The sequence below is a fragment of the Methylophilus sp. 3sh_L genome, from assembly GCF_046766015.1.
GTDB lineage: Bacteria > Pseudomonadota > Gammaproteobacteria > Burkholderiales > Methylophilaceae > Methylophilus.
In genome coordinates, this window is sequence record NZ_JBKOUF010000009.1 from 43,539 (window position 1) to 68,145 (window position 24,607).

Below are 24,607 nucleotides of genomic sequence, written 5' to 3' on the forward strand. Positions count from 1 at the left end.
TTCAGACCAGAACAGAATACGTTTTCAAGTAGAAATTATGCTTATAGTTGCTGAAATCCTTTTTTTTACGGTATTCGCCATATTGGTAATTCCAGTACTCACATTTTGTATACAAATTTTGGTGGCTGTTTTACCTGGGTTTCGTAACCAAAAGGTTCAGCCGCAGTCAGCATCAATTGCACTACTGATCCCAGCGCATAACGAATCCACTGGGATCAGTGCAACGCTTGAGTCTATCAAGAAGTCTGCTACGCCTAACACCCGAATTGTGGTGATTGCTGATAATTGTTCGGACAATACTGCAGAGATTGCAAGAAGTAACGGTGTGGAGGTCATTGAGAGAGTACATGAAACGTTGCGTGGTAAAGGATACGCGTTAGATTTTGGCATTCAACATCTTAAGACTAATCCTCCAGAGGTGATGATTGTTTTTGATGCCGACTGTATTGTATATCCAGATACTATTAATGCTTTAGCTCAGGCTGTTATCAAAGGTAAGCGTGCAGTTCAAGCCTTGTACTTAATTCAGGCAAAACCAAATTCACCCGTAAAAACTAAATTGGCTGAATTTGCCTATGTCGTTAAAAGCTGGACTCGACCGCTGGGATTTTATCGCCTGGGTATGCCTATGCAACTGATGGGCTCTGGGATGGCTTTTCCCTGGGAGCATGTTAAAAATGCTAATCTTGCCAAAGGATATATTGTTGAGGATATGAAATTAGGTATAGACCTGGCCGAGCAAAGGTTAGCACCCAAATTTTGTCCTGAAGCATATGTTACAAGTGAGTTCCCATTAAATGATGAGGGTGCTGACTCGCAACGGAAAAGGTGGGAGCATGGCCATATTGGCATGATTGTACAAGAGGGACTACCACTCTTCTTTAAGGGGTTACGTACAGCAAACATTGAAATGACAGCAATGGCTTTAGATTTGTGCGTTCCCCCAGTTGCGCTGCTATTCTTGCTAAGTGCATTATTTGCAATTATTTCAGCAGTCTTGATATTGCTTACAAACACTACATTCCCTTGGGGGTACGGTGTAATTCAATTCCTGTTATTAGCTTTATTTGTCATGATCTCATGGGTTAAGCACGGTACTAAAATATTACCGTTTTTTGAGCTTTTGACTTATGCGCCAGTTTACGCTATCAGTAAAATCCAGCTATACGCTAAGTTTTTTGTGAATCGTCAGATTGAATGGGTTAAATCCAAAAGAGATTAGCGGACGTTTTCATTTTTAAAGTACAAAACACATCAATGAGTAAAACTATAAAAAAAATTGATCAATTAGAGAGTCTCCGCGGTATCGCTGCATTACTGGTCGTTTTATACCACGTTCCAGCATGGAATCCTTTGGTCCACAATATATCCATTATTCGCAGTGGATTTATGATGGTAGATTTGTTTTTTGTCTTATCCGGCTTTGTAATTTATACCGCATATGCAAATCGAATCAACACAGTTTATGAATTGGCAAAGTTTCAGTTTTTGCGATTTGGTCGTTTATATCCTGTACATTTACTCTTTTTGTTATTGTTTCTGGGCATTGAAGTATTGAAATATGTTCTGCAACATCATTTCGGAATTGCAAGCCTTAGCAAGCAACCATTTGAAGATAACGATCTTGCAGCATTTATGCGAGATATTTTTATGATTAAGGCTTTCTGGCCAAATGAACAGGCCATCACATTTAACAGTCCGGCTTGGTCTATCAGTGCTGAGTTTTATACCTATCTAATTTTCGGGTTGATAGTGCTGAATTTTGCAAAATTCAAAAATTATATTTTTGCCGCCCTAGGCCTATCAGCCACAGCCATTCTTTTCATTTATCATCCTGAGCACCATGATTTCATGCTGAGATGCATCGCAGGATTTTTTATCGGTTGTATGTTAGCCCTTGGTATTAGCAAAGTTATAAATTCTGTTTCTTTAAGTCCTTATTGGATACCGGTCTGTTTTGTGATGATTGGGTTATTTATGGTCTTCGGCCATGATGCCAAAGCATTAAAGGTTTTAATTTACCCCTTAACGTGTTTGCTCATTGCATCAATCCTGCTTTCAACAGACCATTTTTGGAAGCATTTTTTGTCTCATCCAACCTTAGTCTGGTTAGGGACAATTTCATTCTCATTATATATGTCGCATGGTTTAGTTCTATGGTTTTACCAACAAGTGATTAGAGTAATCTTTCATCGGCCAGAAATGATAGTCGAGGGCTTATCAATACCACAATTTGAATTACCATTGGCGGTTGTTCTTACCTTTGGTTTTCTGGCAGCGTGTTTAACTATTGGTTACCTCACTTACAGGTTGGTAGAAAGTCCATTTCGCGAGAAATCACGCCAACTTGTCAAAGTTTAGCCAAACCGTATCTAGCTCCGAGCTTAACTCAGCAAAACTAGAAATCAATATATGAAATACACACCAGAACTAGATGGAATCAGGGCGTTATCTATATTACTTGTTATGATCTCTCATGCTGGGTTCGGGCATATCGTTCCTGGAGGTTTTGGCGTTACTATCTTCTTTTTTATTAGCGGATACTTAATTACTTCGCTATTGATTAGTGAAGTAGAAAAAAACAAGTACATAGATTTAAAAAAATTCTACATACGACGGTTTTGGCGATTACTCCCACCTGCCGTTTATTTCATCATCATCTCAAGCCTATTGATTCTCTTTATTAATCAGTCAATAAAGGTATCAGAGATTTTTGCCGCATTATTTTATTTCGCTAATTACTATAAAATTTTTATACATTTTTCGAATGTAGATGGCTTACTCTCTCCATTTAATATTTTATGGAGTCTTGCTATCGAAGAACATTTTTACATTTTGTTTGCGCCACTACTTGCGTTCACTTATCGTTCAAATCGTTACTATCAAATAATCGTTATTTTTTTAATCCTACCGCTACTAATCAGACTTGGCTACGCCCTGATTTTTCCAGACCTGTTGCATGAGGGGGGGTACACTTATACGGCAACGGAGGCAAGGATAGACTCGATAGCATTCGGTTGTTTCATGGCTTGCCTGATGCACAAGCCGACTCAAAAAGAGTGGCTTGAACGGCATTTATTTAAATTTGGTTATTTTGTTGTAGGGGTAGCTGCAATTCTCTTTTCACTGTTGGTTCGGGACCTATTTTTTAGAGAGACATTCAGATATAGCTTACAAAACTTAGGGTTATTTTTAATACTTCTGAATGTATTATTTAATCAAGCAAGTATTTTTTCCACATTTAGGCGCTTTTTGGCGTTACCGTCACTTACTTTTATTGGCAAGCTAAGCTATTCGTTGTATTTGCAGCATTGGTTATCAATGACGCTTATTTCGTATGCAATAGGTTTGAATAAACTTTCGCTTGCCTGGCAACTAGGATTTTGGGGCCTAACCATTATTACCACCTTGATTTCTTACTATGTAATTGAACAACCAACAATCGCATTAAGAAGAAAATATGGTTCTAATGTATGATTTGACTTTCCTGCAATTGTCGACTGCTAGTTCATACCTATTTCGCCCATTTCTGATTAAGTGATTTTCTTACCGGTACTTCAATAAAACGATAACTCAAGGATGCAATGATTAGTGCTGCTAAAAGCAGTACTAATTTTGATTGACCTGAATGAATCATTTTATAAAAGGGCTGTTGCCATAAATAAAGCGAGAATGAAATTAAACCCACCCAAGTAAGTGCCGGGTGGCAGATGAATTTCATCAGATATTCTGGGATCTCCTTAATACTGCATATGGCGGCTGCTACACACATTGTTCCAAGGCTGTATTTAATAGGGTCTGGCACCAGATTGATGTTGAGAAGTAAGGCCATGCAAACTAACAAAACAGAAGCCAGTGCAGGAATGCGTTGGCTGGATCGTTGAGTGAGCAAAAAGCTAATTACTCCCATTAGAATAGAGGCGCTGCGGGTATCGCTTCTCCAATAGACATTGTAATAATCAAGATGTTGTATGAAGGTGAGTAGAGTACCATTTACCAAAAATAACACGCAGATGGCGATCAACGGTTTGATAGGGTCGAAGTGGTATTTTCGGGCTAAGAATGCAATGAATGCCAGCAGGATGTAGGTGTGCTCCTCGATACACAGTGACCAAATGTGATCTAAAACTGGTGTGTGTTTTGCGTATATGCTGTAGTAGTTGTAAGTGAAGCTAAGGCTAGCCAACACGCTACGATAATCCACATGCAGCTCATTTTCTGATCGACCAAAAATAAGCCACATTGCAATAATGAATACAAACAGTGCTGGCCATACCCGCGAGATACGTCGTTTAAAAAAGCTGGGCAGCGGGGTGTGTTTGATAAACAGGATTTCCGCCATCAACCTGCCGCTCAGTACAAAAAACATTTCAACGCCAAATCGGCCTGCATTAAATCCATGAATGGAAAGAAAGTGGCCAGCTAAAACAGCAATAATCGATAGCCCGCGCCATCCGTCAAGATAAGTATAACGCTTCATTAAAAACCATAATGCGAGTATGTAGAATTGGTCACTACAGTAACGCATTAGATTTTTTGTTCTTATCAGCAGAAAATTAAAGCTTTGTAGGAATTTCCATACAAAAAGTATTCCTAGTATCTTGATACTGATAGCAAATCCAAGGAGGCGATCGAATTATTTTTTAAATGTTATATATCAAAAAATCATAATTCGTCTTTCTTGCCGTTTTGTCGAAATGGCTCGATTACTAATTACCATTTAACCATTCGATAGAACTTAAAAAACTCTCCTGATAAGGCATAAAGTTCATTTTGCTGGATATTTTTCTGGAATCCAGAAAAATATGCTGTTTAAAAAGTCTTACGAGTGATGGCGGCAGCGGTTCTGGTAATTGCTTAGCCAGGTTTTTCTGGCCGGCTTTCTCAAGTATTTTTTGAGCAATTTTTATGGCTGGACTAAAGGCTTTCGAATCCAGTTTAAGTTGTTTGGGATGAATGCGCTTGACCGGCGTTGCATCAATCGCTTGTGCGAGATCAATGAAATACTGGTTCCATCTGGGACTGTCTGGTGCAGCTAGGTTGAAGTGCTGAATTTCTCCATCGCTCAACGGCATTTCCAGGCCTAAATGAATTGCTTTAACAACGTCATCGACATGTATCAGGTTACTCCAGCCATCCCCCTCGGAGCCAAGGTCACCTAACCGGAATGATTGAAGAAGCCTTGAAATGCGCTCAACCCATTGCACACTGTTGGGGCCATGGATGCAACCTGGTCGAAAAACAACAACCTTTCCGCCTGCTTTAGCATAAGCCTGCATATGATTTTCTGCTTCACATTTAGCTGCTGCATACCAGTTGTAATCAGGATCGAAGGGAGAGTCTTCAGTAATGACACCCTCACTGGCGCCATATACCGACATCGTGCTCAAGTGCACAATAGTCGGCTTGCCAGATGCGAGCGCTGCCTGAGTTAAAATTTGCGCGCCAGTCCCAATAGAGTCTTTACTGCCTGCGACGCAATTCACTACTGCGTCAACATTTTGCAATTGTTTGGTTAATTCCGGCAGATTCATGCTGTCGAGAACCACATGGTTTGAAACATTGCTACGCATTCTTCCACGTGAGGCTGCAATGGATGAAATATTTGTTGTCTGTAAGTGTGTATGTAGACGGTTTCCGACATGGCCGGTTGCTCCAAGAATCAATACTTTCATATGACTTTCCTGACTAAATGATTGAATGCGATGATTTTCCAGTACGCAAAGTTTCAGCAATATGATCGGCAAGACGCAGACTCATGGCGACAATAGTCAGGGTGGGGTTAGCCTGACTGCTGGTAGGGAAAACAGAGGCACTGGCAATGTAAAGGTTATCTACATTGTGAAGTTTACAGTTCAGATCTACGACGGATGTTTCGCGGTTTGTTCCCATACGGGTTGTGCCAATATGGTGACCGCCATAAGCGCCAAACCGGGTTAGGTCTTCTTCGAGTAGATCATCATTGAATTCAAAAGTAGCGATCCCACTTTGATTGATTTCTTGTTCAAACAGCTTGAGCGAACGCCGTATAGATTCTATATCTTCGGGCAAGTATTTCCAGTCCACTTTTACCTTGCGCATGCCGAGCGCATCTGTCTCCTCTATCAATGTGATACGGCTATCTGGGTTGGGGTACTGTTCGCCGTGAATTTCAAATGTGAACTGATTACTTTTATTAGTTAAAATAACTGATGGGAATTTGCGCTTTGCCAACGTTCTTTTAGTAATCCAGTGATGTAAAAATTTAATTGTATCAATAGGATCAAGAATGATATTTGCGAAGTGCTTAAGGTAGATGTTAATGCTAGAGCGGCCATCATTAAGCCGTTTCCCATATTCGTAACTGATGAAGTTTTTGGCGAGAAACAAGCCGGATAACACACCAATCTTGTGTGAAGGGTCCACAATTTTAGGGAAATGCAACCTCGCTACCATATTGCCAGCATTAATTTTCCTTTGAGTTTCAGGCGTTAAAGCAAAACGACGACGACAGTAGATGCCCTCAGGAGACACCTCATAGCCATGACGGACATTCGAAGTTGGTCCTGCTACCGTTAACTTACCAAGGTTGCCCGCAATGTGGCACTGATAATAACGGCCAACGAGGTCATATTCGTTACCAATTCCATTCTTGCAGACATCATTAGAATTGAGTAATAGCCGTGTTGTTTCTATGCCACCGGTCGCCAAGATGACTTTTTTTGCCTGTACAGTTGCTTTAATGCCTTGCAGGCTGGCGATATCAAGATGGTTAACATGAGTACCTGCCTGATTGAGACGGATGCCAGTGCAATTGGCGCCAAGCAGTATATCGATGTCCTTCGCTAACAATAGTCTTTGTTTGTATCGATCGCCTAGATTGGTAGGGCAAGAAAAGCGCTCAAGGTTGTTTGTTTTGACTATGTCACTTTTAAAGCCTTTAATAGCCGCTTGTGCATCACTGTCAAAGACTTTGTCGGCGTCATACTCGAACACGCCAGCTTCGAGAAGTTGGTTAGCTTTTTGATAATAGGGTAGAAGGTCTTGATACTTTATCGGCCAGCCACTGTGCGGCACATAATCCCGTTGCTCGAAATCAATTGGGTCAAATGGCATGCAGCGCCCACCCCATATTGTTGTTGAGCCGCCAAACCGACGCTGACGATATTTGTCTGGGGGGCTATGCAATTTTTCATCAGCGACTTCACCCGCATATAAATGCTGCGTCTTATCATCAGCAAATTCAAACCCTGACTCCAGCAGCAATATTTTAAGACCGCGACCAGAGAGTGCTAGCGCTTGCGAAATACCTGCGGCACCTGCACCAATAATACAAACATCTGCCTCTATGACTGAACTGGTGGGCATGTTATTTAAAATGCTAATCATATTTTTGTTAAATCACTTAAAAAAATTCACAAATAAGCGTTATTATTGAAATTGTAGATGAGGTGTAAGCAGTGGCGTTAGAGCCAGAATAGGTTAAACGTCTTATATCGCATAATCCTTATGGGTTATACCATATCACACAGGTTCTTTTTTTATTCACATGCTACTGAAAAAATAATCATAAATTTTTACGTAACCCTACGTATTTCGGTCACAAATATATATCTAAACTTGTTGGGTCTCAGTCTGTTTATGTCAAATACCATAGAAATGTTTGGAATCACCATTCACAAGTTTTCGATGAGTGAATCTATTGATGTATTGCAAGAGTGGCTTCAATTTGGCGACAATAGTTGCAAATATGTCGTCACGCCCAATGTTGATCACATTGTGCAATTAGAAAAAAATCCTGCTTTTAAGCAAGCTTATGCAAACGCAGCTTTGACTGTTGCGGATGGGAAACCGGTAGTCCTGGCCTCTAAATTGCTTGGAAAACCATTGCCTGAAACTGTGCCTGGTAGTGATCTTGTTCCGAATATTTTCACTCGATTTCAACAAAGCAATTTACCTTTGCGTGTTTATCTGCTGGGTGCTATGCCAGGAGTTGGTGAGATTGCTGCAGCGAATATCAAAGCGCAATGGCCTGTTGTTGAAGTTGTTGGTATTCTCAGCCCTGACTTTGGTTTTGAAAAGGATAGTGCTTACTGTGATCGAATTTGCCAGGCGATAGCAGATGCAAATGCAGATTTGCTGATTATTGGTTTGGGTGCACCAAAACAGGAAATATGGGTAAATAAATACGCGAGCAGATTACCTGTAAAAGTGGCGCTTTGCGTTGGTGCTACTATTGACTTCTTGGCTGGAAACAAGCCTAGAGCACCTATGTGGATGCGCAAATTCGGGCTGGAATGGATGCATCGAATGTGCTCAGAACCCAAGCGACTTGTTAAAAGATATATGGTTGATGCGGTTATTTACCCCAAGTTATTTATACGGGAATGGCTTAAAAAATAAGCTGCATCACTAAAGGATTAGTATATAAAAATAGAAGGAGCCACTGTGAAAATTGCAATTGCTGGTACTGGTTATGTTGGTTTGTCTTTGGCTGTATTATTAGCTCAAAAAAATGAGGTTGTTGCGCTGGATATCGTGCCAGAAAAAGTAGCACTTCTGAATGAAAAAAAATCCCCAATTGTTGATCGGGAAATTGAAGATTTTCTTGCAAAAAAACCGCTTAATTTCAAAGCGACTACAGACAAGAATGAGGCATATAAGGATGCTTCGTTTGTGGTGATTGCAACGCCAACGGACTATGACGTTGAAACCAATTATTTCAATACCAAGTCTGTGGAAGCTGTCATCAAGGACGTGATGGCGATTAATCCTACTGCGGTCATGGTGATTAAATCAACGATTCCAGTGGGTTATACCGAAAAAATTCGCGCTGAGCTGCATTGTGAAAACCTGATTTTTTCACCAGAGTTTTTACGTGAGGGTAAAGCCCTTTACGACAATCTTTATCCATCGCGTATTGTTGTGGGGGAGGTTTCTGAACGTGCTCAAACCTTCGCTAATCTGCTTAAAGACAACTGTCTTAAACCAGACGCACCAATTTTATTGACTAATAGTTCAGAGGCAGAGGCAATCAAGTTGTTTGCCAATACCTTTCTCGCGATGCGTGTGGCATATTTTAATGAGCTGGACACCTATGCTGAAACACATGGCTTGAATACTCGCCAAATTATCGAAGGCGTCTGCATGGACCCTCGCATTGGTAATCATTACAACAACCCCTCGTTCGGTTACGGCGGCTATTGCTTACCCAAGGATACGAAGCAACTGCTGGCAAACTACTCGCAGGTACCGCAGAATCTGATTAATGCCATTGTGGATGCCAATACGACGCGTAAAGATTTTGTGGCGATGAGTATTATTAAAAAAAATCCAAAAGTAGTTGGCATTTATCGGCTGATTATGAAAGCAGGGTCAGATAATTTCAGAGCGTCGTCCATTCAGGGGATTATGAAGCGGATTAAAGGCAAAGGCATTGAGGTTGTTGTCTATGAGCCAGTCCTACAAGAGTCTGAGTTTTTCAATTCCAAGGTGATTAAGGATCTTGAGCAATTCAAACAGATTTCGGATGTGATTATTGCTAATCGACAAGCTAAAGAACTCTCCGATGTGGTGGATAAGGTCTACACTCGTGATTTGTTTGGTAGCGATTAATCAATTCTGGATAATACTATGCGTGTATTAGTCGTTGGAGGAGCCGGGTATATTGGCTCGCACATGGTAAAAATGCTGCTTGCTGCTGAGCATGAAGTCATCACGTTGGATAACTTATCAAGCGGGCATCGAGATGCAGTATTGGGCGGCGTGTTTGTTGAAGGCGATTTGGCCGATAGCGATTGCCTGAATGATGTATTTAAGCAATATAAGCCTGAAGCAGTGATGCATTTTGCCTCGTTCATACAAGTAGGTGAGTCTGTCCGAAAGCCAGATATTTATTATCGTAATAATGTCACCAATACCCTGAATTTGCTTGATGCCATGCGTCAGTTTGAGGTGAATAAGTTTATTTTCTCCTCAACAGCTGCGGTATTTGGTGAACCTGATTATGTGCCAATTGACGAGGAGCATCCGAATCGGCCACTCAATCCGTATGGCCGATCCAAATTAATGATTGAGCAGGTGCTGGCTGATTATGACAAAGCTTTTGGGTTGCGCTCCGTATGTCTGCGTTATTTCAATGCAGCTGGAGCTGATCCTGATGGCCAATTAGGCGAGCGCCACGAACCTGAAACGCATCTGATTCCTCTTATTCTCCAAGCAGCGTCTGGACGTAGGGAGAATATTCAGGTATTTGGGCGAGATTATGATACGCCTGATGGCACGTGCGTTCGTGATTATATTCATATTGTTGATTTATGCTCTGCTCACCTTGCCGCGCTTGAGTATTTAAATAACGGGGGAGCGAGTGACCGTTTTAATCTTGGTAACGGAGAAGGATTCTCTGTGCAGGAGGTGATTACCGCGGTCCAGAAGATCTCAGGTAAAGCCATAGATGTGATTAATGGTTCTAGACGAGAGGGAGATCCAGCAAGGCTGGTAGCTGATTCCACCAGGGCAAGAAGTACGTTAATGTGGCAGCCCAAGTTTACAGACTTGGAGGCAATTGTGGCTCATGCCTGGCACTGGGAACTTAAACAGTTGAGTTAAGAATTTATAGAAAATTGTTATAAGGTTGAAAAAATGAAAATTGTTCCTGTGATTCTTTCAGGTGGTTCGGGTACACGTTTATGGCCTCTGTCGCGCGCGGTATTGCCTAAACAGCTTTTGCCTCTTGTCAGTGAAAATACCATGTTACAAGAGACTCTGCTGAGGTTGTCAAGTTGGGCTGAGATTGAATCGCCAATTGTAGTTTGCGGTAATGATCATCGTTTCTTGGTTGCTGAACAATTAAGACAGGTCGGCTTGAGTCCTGAAGCGATTGTGTTGGAGCCAATTGCTAGAAATACAGCGCCTGCGATTGCAGCTGCAGCATTGATTTTAAAAGACAAAGAGGCATTGATGCTGGTTTTGCCAGCGGATCATGTGATAACGGATGTTGCTGCTTTTGAAGCAGCAGTCCGGCGAGCCAGTGTAGCTGCTAATCAGGACAAGTTGACCACGTTTGGCATTGAGCCAACTCATCCTGAAACTGGGTATGGGTACATTCAATCAGGTGAACATCTGGCTGCGACAGAAGGATGCTATCAGGTTGCTCGTTTCGTTGAAAAACCGGATGCTGATACAGCCAAGCAATATCTGGATGCGGGCAACTTTTACTGGAATAGTGGTATGTTTTTGTTTAAGCCAGCCACTTTTCTCGCTGAACTGAAAAAATATGCTCCTGATATGCTGGATGCAGTGACTAATGCTGTAGAGAATAGTTATAAGGATCTTGATTTTGTGCGTTTGCATGAGGCGTCCTTTGCCCAATCCCCGTCAGATTCTATTGATTATGCTGTGATGGAGAAAACGCAATTGGCTGCGGTGGTACCAGCCAACATGGGATGGAATGATGTTGGATCGTGGACCGCACTAAAAGAAGTTCAGTCAAACGACGAATCAGGCAATGCAATTCGTGGTGATGTTTATCTGAAAAGTGTTAAAAATACTCTTGTGCGCGCTGAACATAGATTCGTGGCAGCTGTGGGTGTCGAGGACCTTGTGATTGTAGAGACTGGCGATGCAATATTGGTAGCACACCGTAACTGTGCTCAAGACGTCAAAAATATTGTTGATCATCTTAAAGCCAGTGGCCGTACTGAACACCAAGTTCATCCTCGCGTGTATCGCCCATGGGGCTGGTACGAAGGAATTGATGTGGGAGAGCGATTCCAGGTCAAGCGTATTATGGTTAAGCCTGGCGAAAAGCTTTCTTTGCAAATGCATCATCATCGGGCAGAACATTGGGTAGTCGTGAGTGGTTCTGCAATGATTACTGTTGATAATGTGACCAAGCTTTATACTGAAAACGAGTCTACATATATTCCAATTGGTTCCACCCATCGCCTTGAAAATCCAGGTAAATTACCCTTGCATCTAATTGAGGTTCAATCTGGAAGTTATTTAGGAGAAGACGATATCGTTCGCTTTGAAGACACGTATGGGCGGAATTGATATGACAGCGCCAATCAAACTGCAGCAGTTAATGCAGAAAAGTGGTGTCGCGTTTGGAACCAGTGGCGCCCGAGGTCTAGTAGCAGCGATGAATCAAGAGGTTTGTGCTGCCTACACGCAAGCTTTTGTTGAGGCCATGCAACGTGAATATGTATTTAACACGGTGGTAATCGCCACGGATCTTCGCCCAAGTAGTCCAGGGATTGCTCAATATTGCTCCAACATGCTATCAAAGCTAGGGTTGGAAGTCATATTCTGTGGTGCAATACCAACACCAGCCTTAGCGCTCTATGCGCAAAAGCACAAAATTCCTGGAATCATGGTAACTGGTAGTCATATTCCGTTTGATCGCAATGGCCTCAAGTTTTATCGCCCCGATGGTGAAATAACCAAAGCAGATGAAGAAATAATGTTGGCCACCAGCCTCCTTCCTCTACAAGATTTTAGTATCAGCCTGCCATTACCGATACCTGATGCAAGACGTGATTATTTAGAGCGATATGTGGGCATGTTGGGCACTGATGGGTTTAAGGGCTTGAGACTTGCCATTTACCAACATTCAAGTGTAGGTCGTGATCTGATGCAAGAGCTCTTTAGCATGTTGGGAGCTGAGGTTATTTGTCTTGAGAGATCGGATACCTTTGTTCCTATTGATACAGAGGCTGTTTCTGATGCAGATGTTCAGCGCGGAATAGATTGGGCAAAACAATACAACGTTAATGCCATCATCTCAACAGATGGAGATGGTGATAGACCGCTCATCGCCGATGAGCATGGAAATTGGCTGAGAGGCGATATTGTGGGGCTATTAACGGCTCAATGGCTCAATATTCGTCATTTAGCGGTCCCTGTAAGCTGTAACTCAGCGATTGAAGTGAGTAGATTCTTTGACCAAGTGATTAGAACGCGTATTGGATCACCCTATGTAATAGCTGGGATGGCGTCACTCCATGAACAGGGTAAGCAGCAAATTGCTGGTTTTGAAGCAAATGGTGGTTTTTTACTTGGCTCTTCAGTAAACGCTTATCCGCACTTGGCGCCTTTGCCAACGCGTGATGCATTATTGCCTGTCATGTGTTTGTTGGCTGCTATGCAGAAATTTAATAAACCGCTCTCTACATTAGTGGCAGAGTTGCCGTCCCGCTTCACCGCAAGTGACAGATTGCAGCAATTTGCGACAGAAAAAAGTAAGGAATTAATTGAGGATTGGTTTGAATCCCCAGAAAGATTGATGAACCTTATACAAATTGATGAAATGGTTATAAAAAAAGATATTACTGATGGATTAAGGTTAACCCTTACCTCAGGAAATGTCATTCATCTCAGACCATCAGGGAATGCGCCTGAGCTTCGATGTTATGCTGAATCCCATTCAATCCCTGCCGCTGTGCGATTAGTAAAGACAGTACTAGAACGAATCTCAACTTTGTAAGAGTCTAACTTGTACAAAATAATATTCGATTGTCATATTTCTGACAAATTATTTTGCTAAGTTATGTAATAAAGCTGTAGAATATGCATCTATTTAGTGCATAACTGCTGATATCAAGTTGATATTGGTGCAGCTTTGATCTTAGGTAAATACAAAATAAGATAAATCATTACAGAAAAATAAATTAAATCAATGGGTTGTGTCTTTTTTTGAGTTGGCCTATTTTTTGCTAGTTCTGTAATAATTCTTTAATAGTTTGAATTCGATGTGCCAAGCGATAAATTGCAGTCAGTAATTCAACCATATAGTTTTTAAGTTGTTCAATTTTAATTTTTTTAATAGAGGAGAGGTTATGAAAGCATCTCATGTTTTAGGTCCAATTGCTCTTGCAATGACTTTGGCTTTTTCAGGCCAAGCATCAGCAACCGTAGTTAACGTTACTCCATTAGGCAATTTGAATGATGGTCCAGTATCAAACCAATCGTTGTTACAGGTTGGTGCTTTTTTCTTGCCAGATGTTTATACATTTAGTTTAACATCTGATTCAAATGTTACTGTTGACTTTAAAGCCTTGCTCGGTATCGGTGCTGGTTCTAGCTTCAGTTTATACGACTCAGCGGACAACCTGATCTCTAGCTACTCCATACCGGCTCTAATTGTAGACGCAACTGCATCGTTATCATTTATTGATATCGGAGCAGGCACTGGATATCAGTTTAAATTTAATCCAGGTGCGTTTAATGTCACTCTTTCAAATAAGTTGACATTCACTGCTACACCGGTTATCCCAGTTCCTGAACCAGAAAACAATGCTTTGATGTTGGCTGGCTTGGGTATTATTGGGCTAATCGCACGCAGAAAGTTTGCTTAATTTTTGTGTATGAATAAAAGCCGATTGCTGATGCAATCGGCTTTTTTATTTGTGAACTTGATCAACTAAAGTACTCACGAATTCTTTCGGCCGCAGCAATAGTTTCAACATTTGATGCCACAAGTGCCATACGAATAAAACCTTGTCCAGGGTTGAGTCCATGTACTTTACGTGCAAGGAAAGAGCCAGGCAAGACGGTTATATTGAGATCCTGATACAGTTCTTTAGCCACGACTGTGTCATCTTGCTGGGTATTAATCCATAGATAAAACGCTGCATCTGGTAATTGCGTCTTTGACCAGACGCTTTGTAAAAGCGGAGTCACCGCTGCAAATTTTTCACGGTAAAGTGCACGGTTTTGTTGAACGTGTGTTTCGTCATTCCAGGCCACGATACTGGCGGCTTGCACAGCCGGATTCATGGCGCAGCCGTGATAAGTACGATAAAGCGCAAATTTCTCGACAATCTCTTCATCACCCGCCACAAAACCTGAACGCATGCCAGGAACATTTGACCGCTTCGACAATGAGCTGAACATGACAATGCGTTTAAAGTCGCGACCTAGCTGATGTGCGGCTTGTAGGGCGCCCACGGGTGGTCGCGCTTCATCAAAATAGATTTCCGAGTAGCATTCATCTGAGGCAATCACAAATCCGTATTGATCAGAGAGTTCAAACAGCGTTTTCCAGGCGGCAATATCCATCACTTTTCCTGACGGATTGCCAGGACTGCAGACAAAAACCAGCTGCGTGCGTTGCAACACCTCGTTCGGTACTTGCGTGAGGTCCATGACAAAATCATTGTCAGGCGTAGTATTGATAAAGTAGGGCTGGGCCCCAGCCAGAAACGCGGCACCTTCATAAATCTGGTAAAACGGGTTGGGGGAGATCACCACCGGCGCTTGTGTGCCTGTATTGTCTATCACCGCCTGTGCAAAAGCGAATAATGCCTCGCGACTGCCATTGACTGGCAAGATGGCTTTATCGATATTTAGCGATGGGATCTGGTAGCGGCGTTGTAGCCATTGATTAATGGCTTCACGCAAGGCGGGGACACCGATTGTGGTAGGATAGCTGGCCAGTCCGTTCAGGTTGTTTGCCAAGGCTTCAGAAATGATGGCAGGTGTGGCGTGCTTGGGCTCACCGATAGACAGATTGACATGGCTATAGTCTGGATTAGGGGTAATTCCCTGAAACAAGTCACGCAAACGTTGAAACGGGTAGGGCTGGAGTTGATTTAAATGTGGATTCATAGGTGTGTATTATAAGTGACGCTTTCATATAAACAAAAAGCTTCGCAGCAAAAAAAATGGGCATCTTTGGCCTTGGTGTATGGCGCCTTATGTTGGGGCGTGATTTGGTATCCTTACCGTCTGCTCAATGAGGCGGGCATGTCTGGCGTGCAATCGAGCGTACTGAGTTACTGTGTGGCTTTGTTGTTGGGTGTCTTGTTGTTCTGGCGTCGCGCCGCTCAAATCAAAAATATTCCTTTTTCTGCCTACGGTTTAAGCCTGGTGGCCGGCTGGACCAATCTTGCTTATGTATTAGCGGTGATTGATGGCGAAGTGATGCGGGTCATGTTGCTGTTTTATCTTTCGCCATTGTGGACGCTGCTGTTGGCCAGAATATGGTTGCATGAGTCTTGGCATTTACCGCAGCTGGCAGCGATTGCGTTGTCTTTGCTTGGTGCAACCTTGATGCTGACGGATGGGCAATGGGTTTGGCCATGGCCGCAATCCAGCTCGGATTGGTTGGCGTTATCCGCCGGCATTGGTTTTTCACTGACCAACGTCATCACCCGATATTCCACACATTTGTCTGTTGCGGCTAAGGGCATGTTGGTGTGGCTAGGCGTATTTGGCTTGTCTGTGTTGGTATTACTCTGGCTGAATGGTGTCGCCGGCTTTGCTTTTGTGGCGAGCGTCTCGCCTGTGATGGGGCTGTGGTTGGTGGTTATCGCATTGTTGCTGGTTTCTGCCACCTTACTTGTTCAATATGGCGTGACCAAAATCCCGGCCATTCAAGCCTCGGTGTTATTTATGACCGAGTTGATTGTCGCTGCAGTGGCAGCCTATTTTTTAGCGCATGAGACCATGTCGGTGACAGAGATGATAGGCGGCTTGTGCATCATTGCTGCTGGCGTATTGTCAGTTAGCGCTGCGGAGACTCAGGACTTAGCCAGCGGATAAAAGCAGTTGCGCATAAGCGTGTTCCAGCTGGCGGCAGAAGCTCTCCGGGCTAAATAGTTTGCTGGCATTGTTTTGCAAGCGCAGCTTGATGGAGGCTAACATACTTGGTGATTGAGCCAATATGACGGCATGTTGTTCCAAGACATGCCAATCTTGGCATATGCAATCGTCCAAACCGATTTGCTTGAGCAAGCTTGCGCTAACGCGTGCCGGAAAGGTTGCTCCTTGCACCGTGAGCAAAGGAATGCCTTGCCACAGCGCATCGCTGGCGGTGGTATGGGCATTATAAGGCGCGGTATCCAGCATTAAATCCGCATGTTGCTGCCTGGCGATATGTTGCTCGATACTGGTGCGCGGCGCAAAAATCAAACGCTCAGGCGCCACGCCATGTGAGATCGCGGCATTTCTCAAATGCTTGGCTGCCCAGGCGTTACTTTCGAGCAACCACAATACGCTATCAGGGACCTGTTTTAAAATCCGCATCCAGCAAGCAAATACTTCTGGCGTGATCTTGAAACTCTGGTTAAAACAGCAAAAAACAAAGCTTTGGACAGGTAAGCCATGCGATTGGCGACTACCAGGGTCCGCCACTGGACGCCGTGCATTGTTGGGTTGATAGCACGGCAATCGTATTTTTTGCTCAGCCAAGGCGACTTCCGCCAGGGTAGCATCCACGACAATGGCATCATATAGCGGCCGACCGTTGACCATGCCCATACTGCCGGGATACCCCAACCAATTGATATGCTTGCGCGCAGGTTTGTAAGCCGCGACCCCGCTGCGACTGCGCTGGGTAAAGCCGGTCAAATCGACCAGCAGATCAATATCAGCGGCGCGCATATGTTGTGCTACCGCCTCGTCTGTCATGTCACTAATCTCTATCCAGTGATCGGCGGTGGCATGAAAAGCCTGCCATTCGGCAGACTGGTCATTTTTGCTATTGCTGTATAAAACCACCTCAAACTGATCGCGCTGATGGGCTGCGATGACCTCTGTGACCAAATAAGCCAAAGGATGTTTGCGGAAGTCAGAAGACAGATACGCCAGTTTTATGCGGTCACCTGCCGATTTGGCTGCCGGTGCAGAGAGTGGCTGGATATGCGCGTAATGCTGTTGTGCCCAGCGGCTGGCACAGGCCAACTGTTCCTGATCCGTAGTGCCCGGCATGGCTAAAAAAGCAAAGGGCGGGATTTGTGCCTGCGGCATGCTTTGCAAGGCATCACGCACCTCCGTAATGGCTGGTTCAAGACCTTGCCAGTCTGCCATATGCTGTTTTTGGTGGATCCAGTGCACTTTGGCATGTAGCAGGTTGGGGTTTAATTGCAGTGCTCGGGCGTAGGCCGCCACCGCCTGGTCAAGCAGGCCTTGTTCGCGGTAGGCATTGCCGAGGTTGTTATGGCACTCTGCATCGTGCGGATCCAACCTCAATGATTGCTGGTAATGCTGGATGGCGAGTGCCGTTTGCCCTAATTTACGTAAGCTATTGGCCAGGTTGAAATGCACATCGGCCTGCCCGTTGTCTTGTGCCAGCGAACGCCTGAAAAAGGTGGCAGCCAAGGCTTCATTGCCTTGAAGACTAGCGGCATTGCCGAGCTGCATTAATATCTGCGGATGTTCTGGCACCAATTGCAACGCGCGCTGAAAAGCAGTTTCTGCAGCACTGGCCTGTTTGTTTTGCAAATAATAGCGCCCAAGCTCGTAATGCAGTTCCGGGTCATCCGGCGCCCGCTTTAATTGCTGCTGTAATTTTGCTAGCTGATCATTCATGTCGTTTGCTGGGCCTGAAAAGGCTGTAACAATGGTTTCCAGCCGGCTTGTTTAAATAATAGCCGTTGGGGATGCAGGCCTAGCCAAAAAGTATCTTCGGTGAGCTGCGGCAAGGCATGCCCAAAGTCTTGCAGCAAACGCCTGGCCAGCACTGCTGCACAATAAGGCGCGGTCATGAGTCCTTTGCTACCGTGCGCCGCATGGGCATATAAGCCAGAGGGCGCAGGGAGGTCAGTGACGCTGGTGACGAGTTGCTGACTTTCAATCAAGGGCTGCAAGGGTAACACGGCGCCCACATAAGGTAAGTAATCCGGGGAACCACAGCGCAAAGAGGCGCGGGCAAACACAATGTCGGTCTGAACCGCCTGGTCAAATTGTGGGCTGAGCGTGCTCACCATTTGCAGATTATGCTGATTGTCTTGAGTACGCACGCTGGTATCGGTTTCGCCCGGTGCAAAGGTTGCGCCCATGGCATGTGTGCCTTGATGTGCCGGGGTTAGATAGCCATCGCCACACAAGATGGTACGCAGGCCTTGCATCAACGGTTGTGCGGCAATCACGCCCATTTGTCCACGCACCGGATTCAGCCACATGCCACTGTCAGGGATTAAGTTGGCTGCTTCGGCAGCATTACAAACCACGACTGCGTCAAATTGCCCCAGCAGACCCGCCTCGCTAAAAAGCTGCCAGCCCGAGGGCAAACGAGACAACTGGTGGACTGCTTGCCCGGTATACAACTGAATATTCGGCTGTTGGATCATCTGCTGACATGCCAGCACCGGATTGACCCAGGCGCCATGTGGAAAGTACAAACACTCATGTGCAATCTGAACGCCTGCCTGCTCACTGGCTTCTGCAGCTGTCGTTTTGTGTAGCAGTGGGGTTTCTACACCAAGGCCTGCATAACGTGCAGCTACCTTTTGTACCCGTTTATGTTCACGCGGACTGGCACCCAGTTGTAATAAGCCAACGCGTTGAAAGCCGTCTTCGCCCAGATTCAGTTGGGCATAATGCCGCAGACTATAGCTATAACTACGCCAGGCAAGCTGGTCATTGAGCGGTTTTTCGGCATTGAGCCTGGGATAGAGCATGCCTCTGGGGTTGCCGGAAGCGCCCGTCGCGACTTGTGCTGCGCGTTCAAATACATGCACTTCACAGCCTAACGTTGCTAATTGCCAAGCCGTACTGCAACCGGCGATCCCCGCACCTATGATGGCAACTTTTGGCAGCGGTTTGGAAGCTGGTTGAGCAGGCTCAGGCCAGCTGCCACATAACATCTCGCGTTTATTGCCAAAGCCTTTGGTTTTATTGACTGAAAACCCGGCGGCTTGCAAGCTACGTTTGACTATGCCTGCACTGGTAAAGGTAGCAAACGTGGTCCCTGCATGTGCGCAGGCCGCCATGCTGGCAAACAAATAAGGCTGCCACATTTGTGGGTTTTTAGCTGGGGCGAAGCCATCTAAAAACCAGGCATCAGCCTTCAGGGTGAGCGTAGGCAAATAATCGGCACTGTCGCCAATAAATAGCGTCAGGCTGGCCGAGAAGGCGGGCAGTTCAAGCTGGTTAATGCCCGGCTGTAATAACTGGTATTGCGCGCAGAGCGCTGCGCTCGCCTCGGCCAGTTCAGGAAAATGCGCATGCGCGGTCTGTAAGTCTTGCAGGGTAAACGGCGCGATTTCAACACTGACAAAATGCAAGTGGGCATTGGCGGGGGCGGTATCGCGCCAGAGTTGTAGGGCCGCCAGAAAATTGAGGCCACTGCCAAAGCCAGTCTCGACAATGACAAAATGACTCGCGTGCGCTGCCGGTAATTGCCGCCAGCGTTCAGCTAGATGGTTATGCTGCAAAAACACATAACGCGTTTCAGCCAACCCATGCTGGGGATGCTCAGGGCTGACCGAAAAGTAAACGTCATCAAATTGGCGGGAGTAGGGCAGACCATTGCGCCACTCTAAAACTGCATGTGTGCTCATAAGCCGCCAAGTTTATCACGCCAGGTTGCAGGGGCGTCTACCCGATGCGCTTGAGTTTGCGATAGCCGGGTTTGGCAAGCAAAAGATGCACATCCCCTAACGCGCATTCGGCAAAGCCACCCTCGCAATAACTCAGGTAAAAATCCCACATCCGAATAAAGGTCTCGCTGTAGCCCAGCCGCCGCACTGCGTCTAGGTTGGCAAAAAAGTTTTCCCGCCATAAGCGCAAGGTGGTGGCATAGTCCAGACCAATATCCTGCAGATCTACCAGGCGTAAATTACTTGCCCGCGTCATGCTGGCAAGCATGGCGGTATTTGATGGGATGTTGGAACCAGGGAAAATATAGCGCTGGATAAAGTCTACCGAGCGGATGGCGCTGGCATAACGCTGATCGGCAATCGTAATCGCCTGAATCAAGGCGACGCCATCCGGTTTTAAAAGCTTGCTGACCTTGTTGAAATAGGTGTCGTAATATTGATGACCGACAGCTTCTATCATTTCGATCGAAACCAGTTTGTCGTATTGCCCTTGCAGGTGGCGGTAATCCTGCTTGAGCAAGGTAATGCGGTCTTGCAGGCCTGCTTCGGCAATGCGGGTTTGCGCCAAGGCATATTGTTGTTGGGAAATGGTGGTCGTTGTGACATGACAGCCATAATGCTTGGCAGCATAGAGGGCAAAACCACCCCAACCGGTGCCAATCTCAATCACGCGATCGTTTGCGTTGAGCTGAAGCTTTTCACAAATCACCTGCAACTTACGCTCAGACGCGGCTTGCAAACTTTCAGCCCCTGCATCAAACATGGCAGAGGAGTACATCATGGTTGGGTCCAGAAATATCTGGAATAACTCATTGCCGAGGTCATAATGCGCCGCAATATTTTTTTTGCTGCCAGCTTCGCTGTTGCTATTCAGCCAATGAAACAGTTTCAGCACGGGCTTACTCAGCCATTGATAGCCCCCCTCCAAGTTATCCATAACTGATTGGTTAAGTACCATCAAACGGATGACATTGGTTAATGAATCAGCCTGCCAGTAACCAAGCATGTAAGCCTCACCGGCGCCTATGCTGCCACCAAAGGCAATTTCGCCATAAAAACGGGCATCATGCACAGTAATGCTAGCTTGAATTTGCCCTGACTGTGCCTGGCCAAATACATGAATTTCTGCGCCATCCACCAATGTGAGTTCACCAATTTGCAATCCTGCCAGGCGCTTAAGTACCTGCGATTTAGCCAGTTGAGCCACCCACTTGGCGCGGCTTTTGGCTTTCAGTGGTTTGGTCAGGCTGTCCGAAGTCAGGGATGAAGGGCTAGGGATGGTTGTCATAAGCTTAGTTTCCAAGTCTGGAATTTTGATCAGGATGAGAATAAAACGGTACTTTCTTAAGCCATAACCGCAAGGCTTGCCAGTAAATGGCGGCAATCACTTTCAGGGTCATCCAGGGGTATTGCCATAACAGGCGGTTGAGCGTTTTTGCCTGCCACGGCTGGCGCTGCAGTTTAAGCGTGGCAAAAAACATAGCCTGTTGATCACGCCAGTTTTGCATATGGACATGGATTTCTTGTGCGGGGGCAGAAAACTGCCATTGATACTGGATATCCATGGGCATGAATGGCGACACATGAAAATTCTTTTTTAAACGGAATACGCCGTTTTCTGCGGTATCCATGGCGTGCACATACGCATACCGTTCTTTCCAGGGCGTATTGGTTATGTGGCTCACAATCGCTTGCAACTGCCCCTGTGCATCATGGCAGTAATAAAAACTGACTGGATTAAAGCAAATACCCCAGTAACGGCAATGCGTGAGCAAGCCGATGCGGCCTAAAGGACGGCGCCCGGTTTGCTGTTCCACCAGGTTGCGCACACTGACATCCAGTGGCTCATTACTAGACCCCAGGTAGTCACGGCGCCTGAAATAAGCAAGATTTGGTTTAAGATAAGACCATAACCAATTGTTTTTAAAAAGTTTTGGTAGCTCTTCCAGGTCTAGATACAGCATAAATAACTGGTAACGAAAGCCATGCATGGTGGGCTGCAGCCGGTGATGGCTGACCCAACCCGTATAAATCGCGCTATGCAGCGGTTCTGTTTGCGAGGTGGTGGGTGCTGGACTCATGAAGTCATGGCCTGAAAATGTTTTACAGCGGCCAGGGCACTCACCACGCCATCCTCATGAAAGCCGTTGCGCCAATAGGCACCCGCATAGGCGGTGCGGTGCTTGCCACTGATTTCGGCATGGCGGGCTTGCGCTTGGGCACCCGCCAATGTGTATAAGGGGTGGCGATAGTGTAGCTTTTTAATCACCTTGCCTGGCGCGATGGCATCGGTGTAGTTCAAGGTGACCAGTAATGGTTCGCTGGATTGGATGCCCTGTAGAATATTCATGTTATAGGTGACTTGCACCTTGCCTGTCGTTTGCGCCGTGACATGGTAGTTCCATGCTGCCCAAGCCAGTTTGCGTTGCGGCATCAGGCTGGCATCGGTATGCAGATACACCGTGTTGTCCTGGTAAGGAATAGCGCCGAGAATTTCTTGCTCGGCTGGGGTGGCTTCAGCACCCAATATTTGCAAGGCTTCATCGCTATGGCAGGCAAAAAAGACAAAATCGAACTGCTCAGCTGCTCCGTTGAGCGTGGTGACGGTCACGCCATGTGCATCCCGTTCTATACTTTGCACCGCTGCATTGAGCCGGATGCGATCGCGGTAGCCTGCAGCCACTTTATCCAGATAGCGCGCAGACCCACCAACGATCGTGCGCCACTGCGGCCGCTGATCTATGGTAAGCATGCCATGATGGTGAAAAAAACGCACAAAAAAGCGGGCAGGAAATTGCAGCATCTGCTCTGCATCGGTAGACCAAATCGCCGCCCCCATAGGCACGATATAGTCGCGGATAAATGGCTTGGAGTATCCTTGCTGCTTTAAATACTCCCCCAGCGGGATTTCATCGCCGGCGGCCAGCAAGGCCAGCGACGATTTGTTAAAACGCAAAATATCCAGAATCATGCGGTAAAACGCTGGCGAAAGCAGGTTGCGGCGCTGGGCAAACAGGCTGTTCAAAGTCGTACCGTTATACTCCAGGCCAGACACCTCGTTGCGTACGCTAAAGCTCATATTGCTGTCGCGCCAGGCCACGCCCGTTTCACGCAAAATGCGTTCAAACTCAGGATAGGTTTTATCGTTAAACACAATAAAGCCGGTATCCACCGCATGGGTCTGGCCGCCGATCTTTACCTTGTGCGTATGGGTATGTCCGCCCAGGTAATCATTTGCCTCAAACAGCGTGATGTCATGCTGTTGATGCAAGGCGTAGGCAAGCGTATTGCCGGCAATGCCGCCACCTATGATGGCAATTTTAAATCCCATTACCGTGGCCCTTCCTGATGATGCTGGTCACGCACCTCCACCGGGACCTGTTTCAAATTCCAGATCAACCCCAATGCAGCCAACAGCTTTAGTCCGTAGTAGGTTAAGTCTATCTCCCACCAGTAAAAACCTTGCTTGACCGACCCTGGAAAATGATGATGATTGTTGTGCCAGCCTTCTCCCAGCGTCAGCACTGCAATCAGCCAGTTATTACGGCTATGGTCGCGGGTGGCATAACGGCGGCTGCCCCAGACATGTGCCAACGAGTTAACGCAAAACGTCGCGTGATAGAGTGCCACGGTGGACACCACAAAGCCCCACACTAGCAACTGCCAGCCGTTGGTATGTAGCTGTGGCGCATAGTATTCAAGCGTAACGCCCAGCAGGTAAATAGCCAAGGCCAGGGCAAGCGGCACCAGGCTATCAAACCGATCCAGCCAGCAAAGCTCACGAAAGCGCGTTAATTCTCGCACCCGCTCTAATTGTGTCTTAAAGTTAGCATGGCTTAAAAACCAGCCTAAATGGCTCCATAAAAAGCCATGCTGATGAGGGGAGTGGATATCTTGCGGCTGATCCGCGTGAACATGGTGGCTGCGGTGATGGGCTGCCCACCAGAGTGGCCCGCGTTGCACCGCAGTCGCACCGAGCAGAGCAAACAAGAATTGACCTGCACGTGAGGTCTGGAAGGTCTTGTGGGCAAAATAGCGGTGATAAAAGCCAGTAATGGCAAACATGCGGATGACATACAAGACTACGGCAAAGGCGACTGCAAACGGGCTCCAACCAACCCAATACAACGCAATCAACGCCAGATGCAGACCAACAAATGGCAGCACCCGCCACCAGTCTATACTCTCGGCATTGGCACTGGCAGGCGGTTGGTAGCGCTGGTTATCCAGCCAACCGATCAGCCGCCAAAGCAGCGCGGTGTTTCTGTGTTGCATGATTCGTCCTCTCTCAAATGCGCGACACG

General features: G+C 45.8%; 20 protein-coding genes. 10 read left to right on the forward strand and 10 right to left on the reverse strand.

Features of this window, described 5'->3' with window-relative positions:
* Nucleotides 1-37: 37 nt before the first annotated feature.
* Genes ACIDF8_RS14090 through ACIDF8_RS14100 form a run of 3 tightly spaced genes read left to right on the forward strand, consistent with a single transcriptional unit; the run spans nucleotide 38 to nucleotide 3,477 of the window.
* The gene (locus ACIDF8_RS14090) at nucleotides 38-1,222 is read left to right on the forward strand and encodes a glycosyltransferase family 2 protein (protein WP_412011249.1); all 1,185 of its coding nucleotides are present in this window, start codon (nucleotides 38-40) and stop codon (nucleotides 1,220-1,222) included.
* A gap of 35 nt (nucleotides 1,223-1,257) precedes the next feature.
* Entirely contained in the window at nucleotides 1,258-2,361 is a 1,104-nt protein-coding gene (locus ACIDF8_RS14095) for an acyltransferase family protein (RefSeq protein WP_412011250.1), read from the forward strand.
* Between the two features lie 51 nt (nucleotides 2,362-2,412).
* Nucleotides 2,413-3,477, forward strand: coding sequence for an acyltransferase family protein (locus ACIDF8_RS14100; protein WP_412011251.1), 1,065 nt, complete (start codon nucleotides 2,413-2,415; stop codon nucleotides 3,475-3,477).
* A 37-nt stretch (nucleotides 3,478-3,514) separates the two neighbouring features.
* Here the strand turns inward: ACIDF8_RS14100 and ACIDF8_RS14105 are convergent, their stop codons facing one another.
* The 3 genes from ACIDF8_RS14105 to ACIDF8_RS14115 form a co-directional block, all read right to left on the reverse strand.
* Complete coding sequence (locus ACIDF8_RS14105) at nucleotides 3,515-4,480, reverse strand: acyltransferase family protein (RefSeq protein ID WP_412011252.1); 966 nt, start codon at nucleotides 4,478-4,480, stop codon at nucleotides 3,515-3,517.
* 229 nt (nucleotides 4,481-4,709) lie between these two features.
* Nucleotides 4,710-5,675: an NAD-dependent epimerase/dehydratase family protein gene (locus ACIDF8_RS14110; protein ID WP_412011253.1), complete on the reverse strand. Its 966-nt coding sequence runs from the start codon at nucleotides 5,673-5,675 to the stop codon at nucleotides 4,710-4,712.
* Between the two features lie 13 nt (nucleotides 5,676-5,688).
* Nucleotides 5,689-7,368 (reverse strand): FAD-dependent oxidoreductase, encoded by a 1,680-nt coding sequence (locus tag ACIDF8_RS14115; protein ID WP_412011254.1) that lies wholly within the window; start codon nucleotides 7,366-7,368, stop codon nucleotides 5,689-5,691.
* A gap of 252 nt (nucleotides 7,369-7,620) precedes the next feature.
* Between ACIDF8_RS14115 and ACIDF8_RS14120 the strand changes: the two genes are divergently transcribed.
* The 6 genes from ACIDF8_RS14120 to ACIDF8_RS14145 all read left to right on the forward strand — a co-directional run bounded on the left by ACIDF8_RS14120 (nucleotide 7,621) and on the right by ACIDF8_RS14145 (nucleotide 14,336).
* A complete protein-coding gene (locus ACIDF8_RS14120; protein WP_412011255.1) occupies nucleotides 7,621-8,382 on the forward strand; it encodes a WecB/TagA/CpsF family glycosyltransferase in 762 nt (253 codons plus the stop codon).
* 45 nt (nucleotides 8,383-8,427) lie between these two features.
* Nucleotides 8,428-9,594, forward strand: coding sequence for a nucleotide sugar dehydrogenase (locus tag ACIDF8_RS14125; RefSeq protein ID WP_412011256.1), 1,167 nt, complete (start codon nucleotides 8,428-8,430; stop codon nucleotides 9,592-9,594).
* A gap of 18 nt (nucleotides 9,595-9,612) precedes the next feature.
* Nucleotides 9,613-10,587: a UDP-glucose 4-epimerase GalE gene (galE, locus tag ACIDF8_RS14130; protein ID WP_412011257.1), complete on the forward strand. Its 975-nt coding sequence runs from the start codon at nucleotides 9,613-9,615 to the stop codon at nucleotides 10,585-10,587.
* 33 nt (nucleotides 10,588-10,620) lie between these two features.
* Entirely contained in the window at nucleotides 10,621-12,033 is a 1,413-nt protein-coding gene (locus tag ACIDF8_RS14135) for a mannose-1-phosphate guanylyltransferase/mannose-6-phosphate isomerase (RefSeq protein WP_412011258.1), read from the forward strand.
* A 1-nt stretch (nucleotide 12,034) separates the two neighbouring features.
* Nucleotides 12,035-13,465 (forward strand): phosphomannomutase, encoded by a 1,431-nt coding sequence (locus ACIDF8_RS14140; protein ID WP_412011259.1) that lies wholly within the window; start codon nucleotides 12,035-12,037, stop codon nucleotides 13,463-13,465.
* 352 nt (nucleotides 13,466-13,817) lie between these two features.
* Nucleotides 13,818-14,336: a PEP-CTERM sorting domain-containing protein gene (locus ACIDF8_RS14145; RefSeq protein WP_412011260.1), complete on the forward strand. Its 519-nt coding sequence runs from the start codon at nucleotides 13,818-13,820 to the stop codon at nucleotides 14,334-14,336.
* 61 nt (nucleotides 14,337-14,397) lie between these two features.
* On the opposite strand, the gene dapC is transcribed toward ACIDF8_RS14145, so the two are convergent.
* A complete protein-coding gene (gene dapC / locus ACIDF8_RS14150) occupies nucleotides 14,398-15,588 on the reverse strand; it encodes a succinyldiaminopimelate transaminase (RefSeq protein ID WP_412011261.1) in 1,191 nt (396 codons plus the stop codon).
* Nucleotides 15,589-15,603: 15 nt separating this feature from the next.
* Here dapC and ACIDF8_RS14155 point away from each other — a divergent pair, with 15 nt between their 5' ends.
* Nucleotides 15,604-16,524: a DMT family transporter gene (locus tag ACIDF8_RS14155; protein WP_412011262.1), complete on the forward strand. Its 921-nt coding sequence runs from the start codon at nucleotides 15,604-15,606 to the stop codon at nucleotides 16,522-16,524.
* Here ACIDF8_RS14155 and ACIDF8_RS14160 read toward each other — a convergent pair.
* The 6 genes from ACIDF8_RS14160 to ACIDF8_RS14185 are packed head-to-tail and all read right to left on the reverse strand — an operon-like array spanning nucleotide 16,510 to nucleotide 24,578.
* Nucleotides 16,510-18,291 carry a tetratricopeptide repeat protein gene (locus ACIDF8_RS14160; RefSeq protein ID WP_412011263.1) on the reverse strand — a complete coding sequence of 594 codons (1,782 nt, stop codon included), beginning with the start codon at nucleotides 18,289-18,291 and terminating at the stop codon, nucleotides 16,510-16,512. The two genes, ACIDF8_RS14155 and ACIDF8_RS14160, sit on opposite strands and share 15 nt — an antisense overlap.
* The gene (mnmC, locus tag ACIDF8_RS14165) at nucleotides 18,288-20,264 is read right to left on the reverse strand and encodes a bifunctional tRNA (5-methylaminomethyl-2-thiouridine)(34)-methyltransferase MnmD/FAD-dependent 5-carboxymethylaminomethyl-2-thiouridine(34) oxidoreductase MnmC (RefSeq protein WP_412011264.1); all 1,977 of its coding nucleotides are present in this window, start codon (nucleotides 20,262-20,264) and stop codon (nucleotides 18,288-18,290) included. The genes ACIDF8_RS14160 and mnmC overlap by 4 nt, the downstream gene beginning before the upstream one ends.
* A 37-nt stretch (nucleotides 20,265-20,301) precedes the next feature.
* Nucleotides 20,302-21,591 (reverse strand): class I SAM-dependent methyltransferase, encoded by a 1,290-nt coding sequence (locus ACIDF8_RS14170; RefSeq protein WP_412011265.1) that lies wholly within the window; start codon nucleotides 21,589-21,591, stop codon nucleotides 20,302-20,304.
* Nucleotides 21,592-21,595: 4 nt separating this feature from the next.
* Nucleotides 21,596-22,384 carry a DUF1365 domain-containing protein gene (locus ACIDF8_RS14175; RefSeq protein ID WP_412011266.1) on the reverse strand — a complete coding sequence of 263 codons (789 nt, stop codon included), beginning with the start codon at nucleotides 22,382-22,384 and terminating at the stop codon, nucleotides 21,596-21,598.
* On the reverse strand, nucleotides 22,381-23,634 hold the full coding sequence (locus ACIDF8_RS14180; RefSeq protein ID WP_412011267.1) for an NAD(P)/FAD-dependent oxidoreductase: 1,254 nt from the start codon (nucleotides 23,632-23,634) through the stop codon (nucleotides 22,381-22,383). Before ACIDF8_RS14180 ends, ACIDF8_RS14175 begins: the two co-directional genes overlap by 4 nt.
* Nucleotides 23,634-24,578: an acyl-CoA desaturase gene (locus ACIDF8_RS14185; RefSeq protein WP_412011268.1), complete on the reverse strand. Its 945-nt coding sequence runs from the start codon at nucleotides 24,576-24,578 to the stop codon at nucleotides 23,634-23,636. The genes ACIDF8_RS14180 and ACIDF8_RS14185 overlap by 1 nt, the downstream gene beginning before the upstream one ends.
* Nucleotides 24,579-24,607 lie beyond the last annotated feature (29 nt).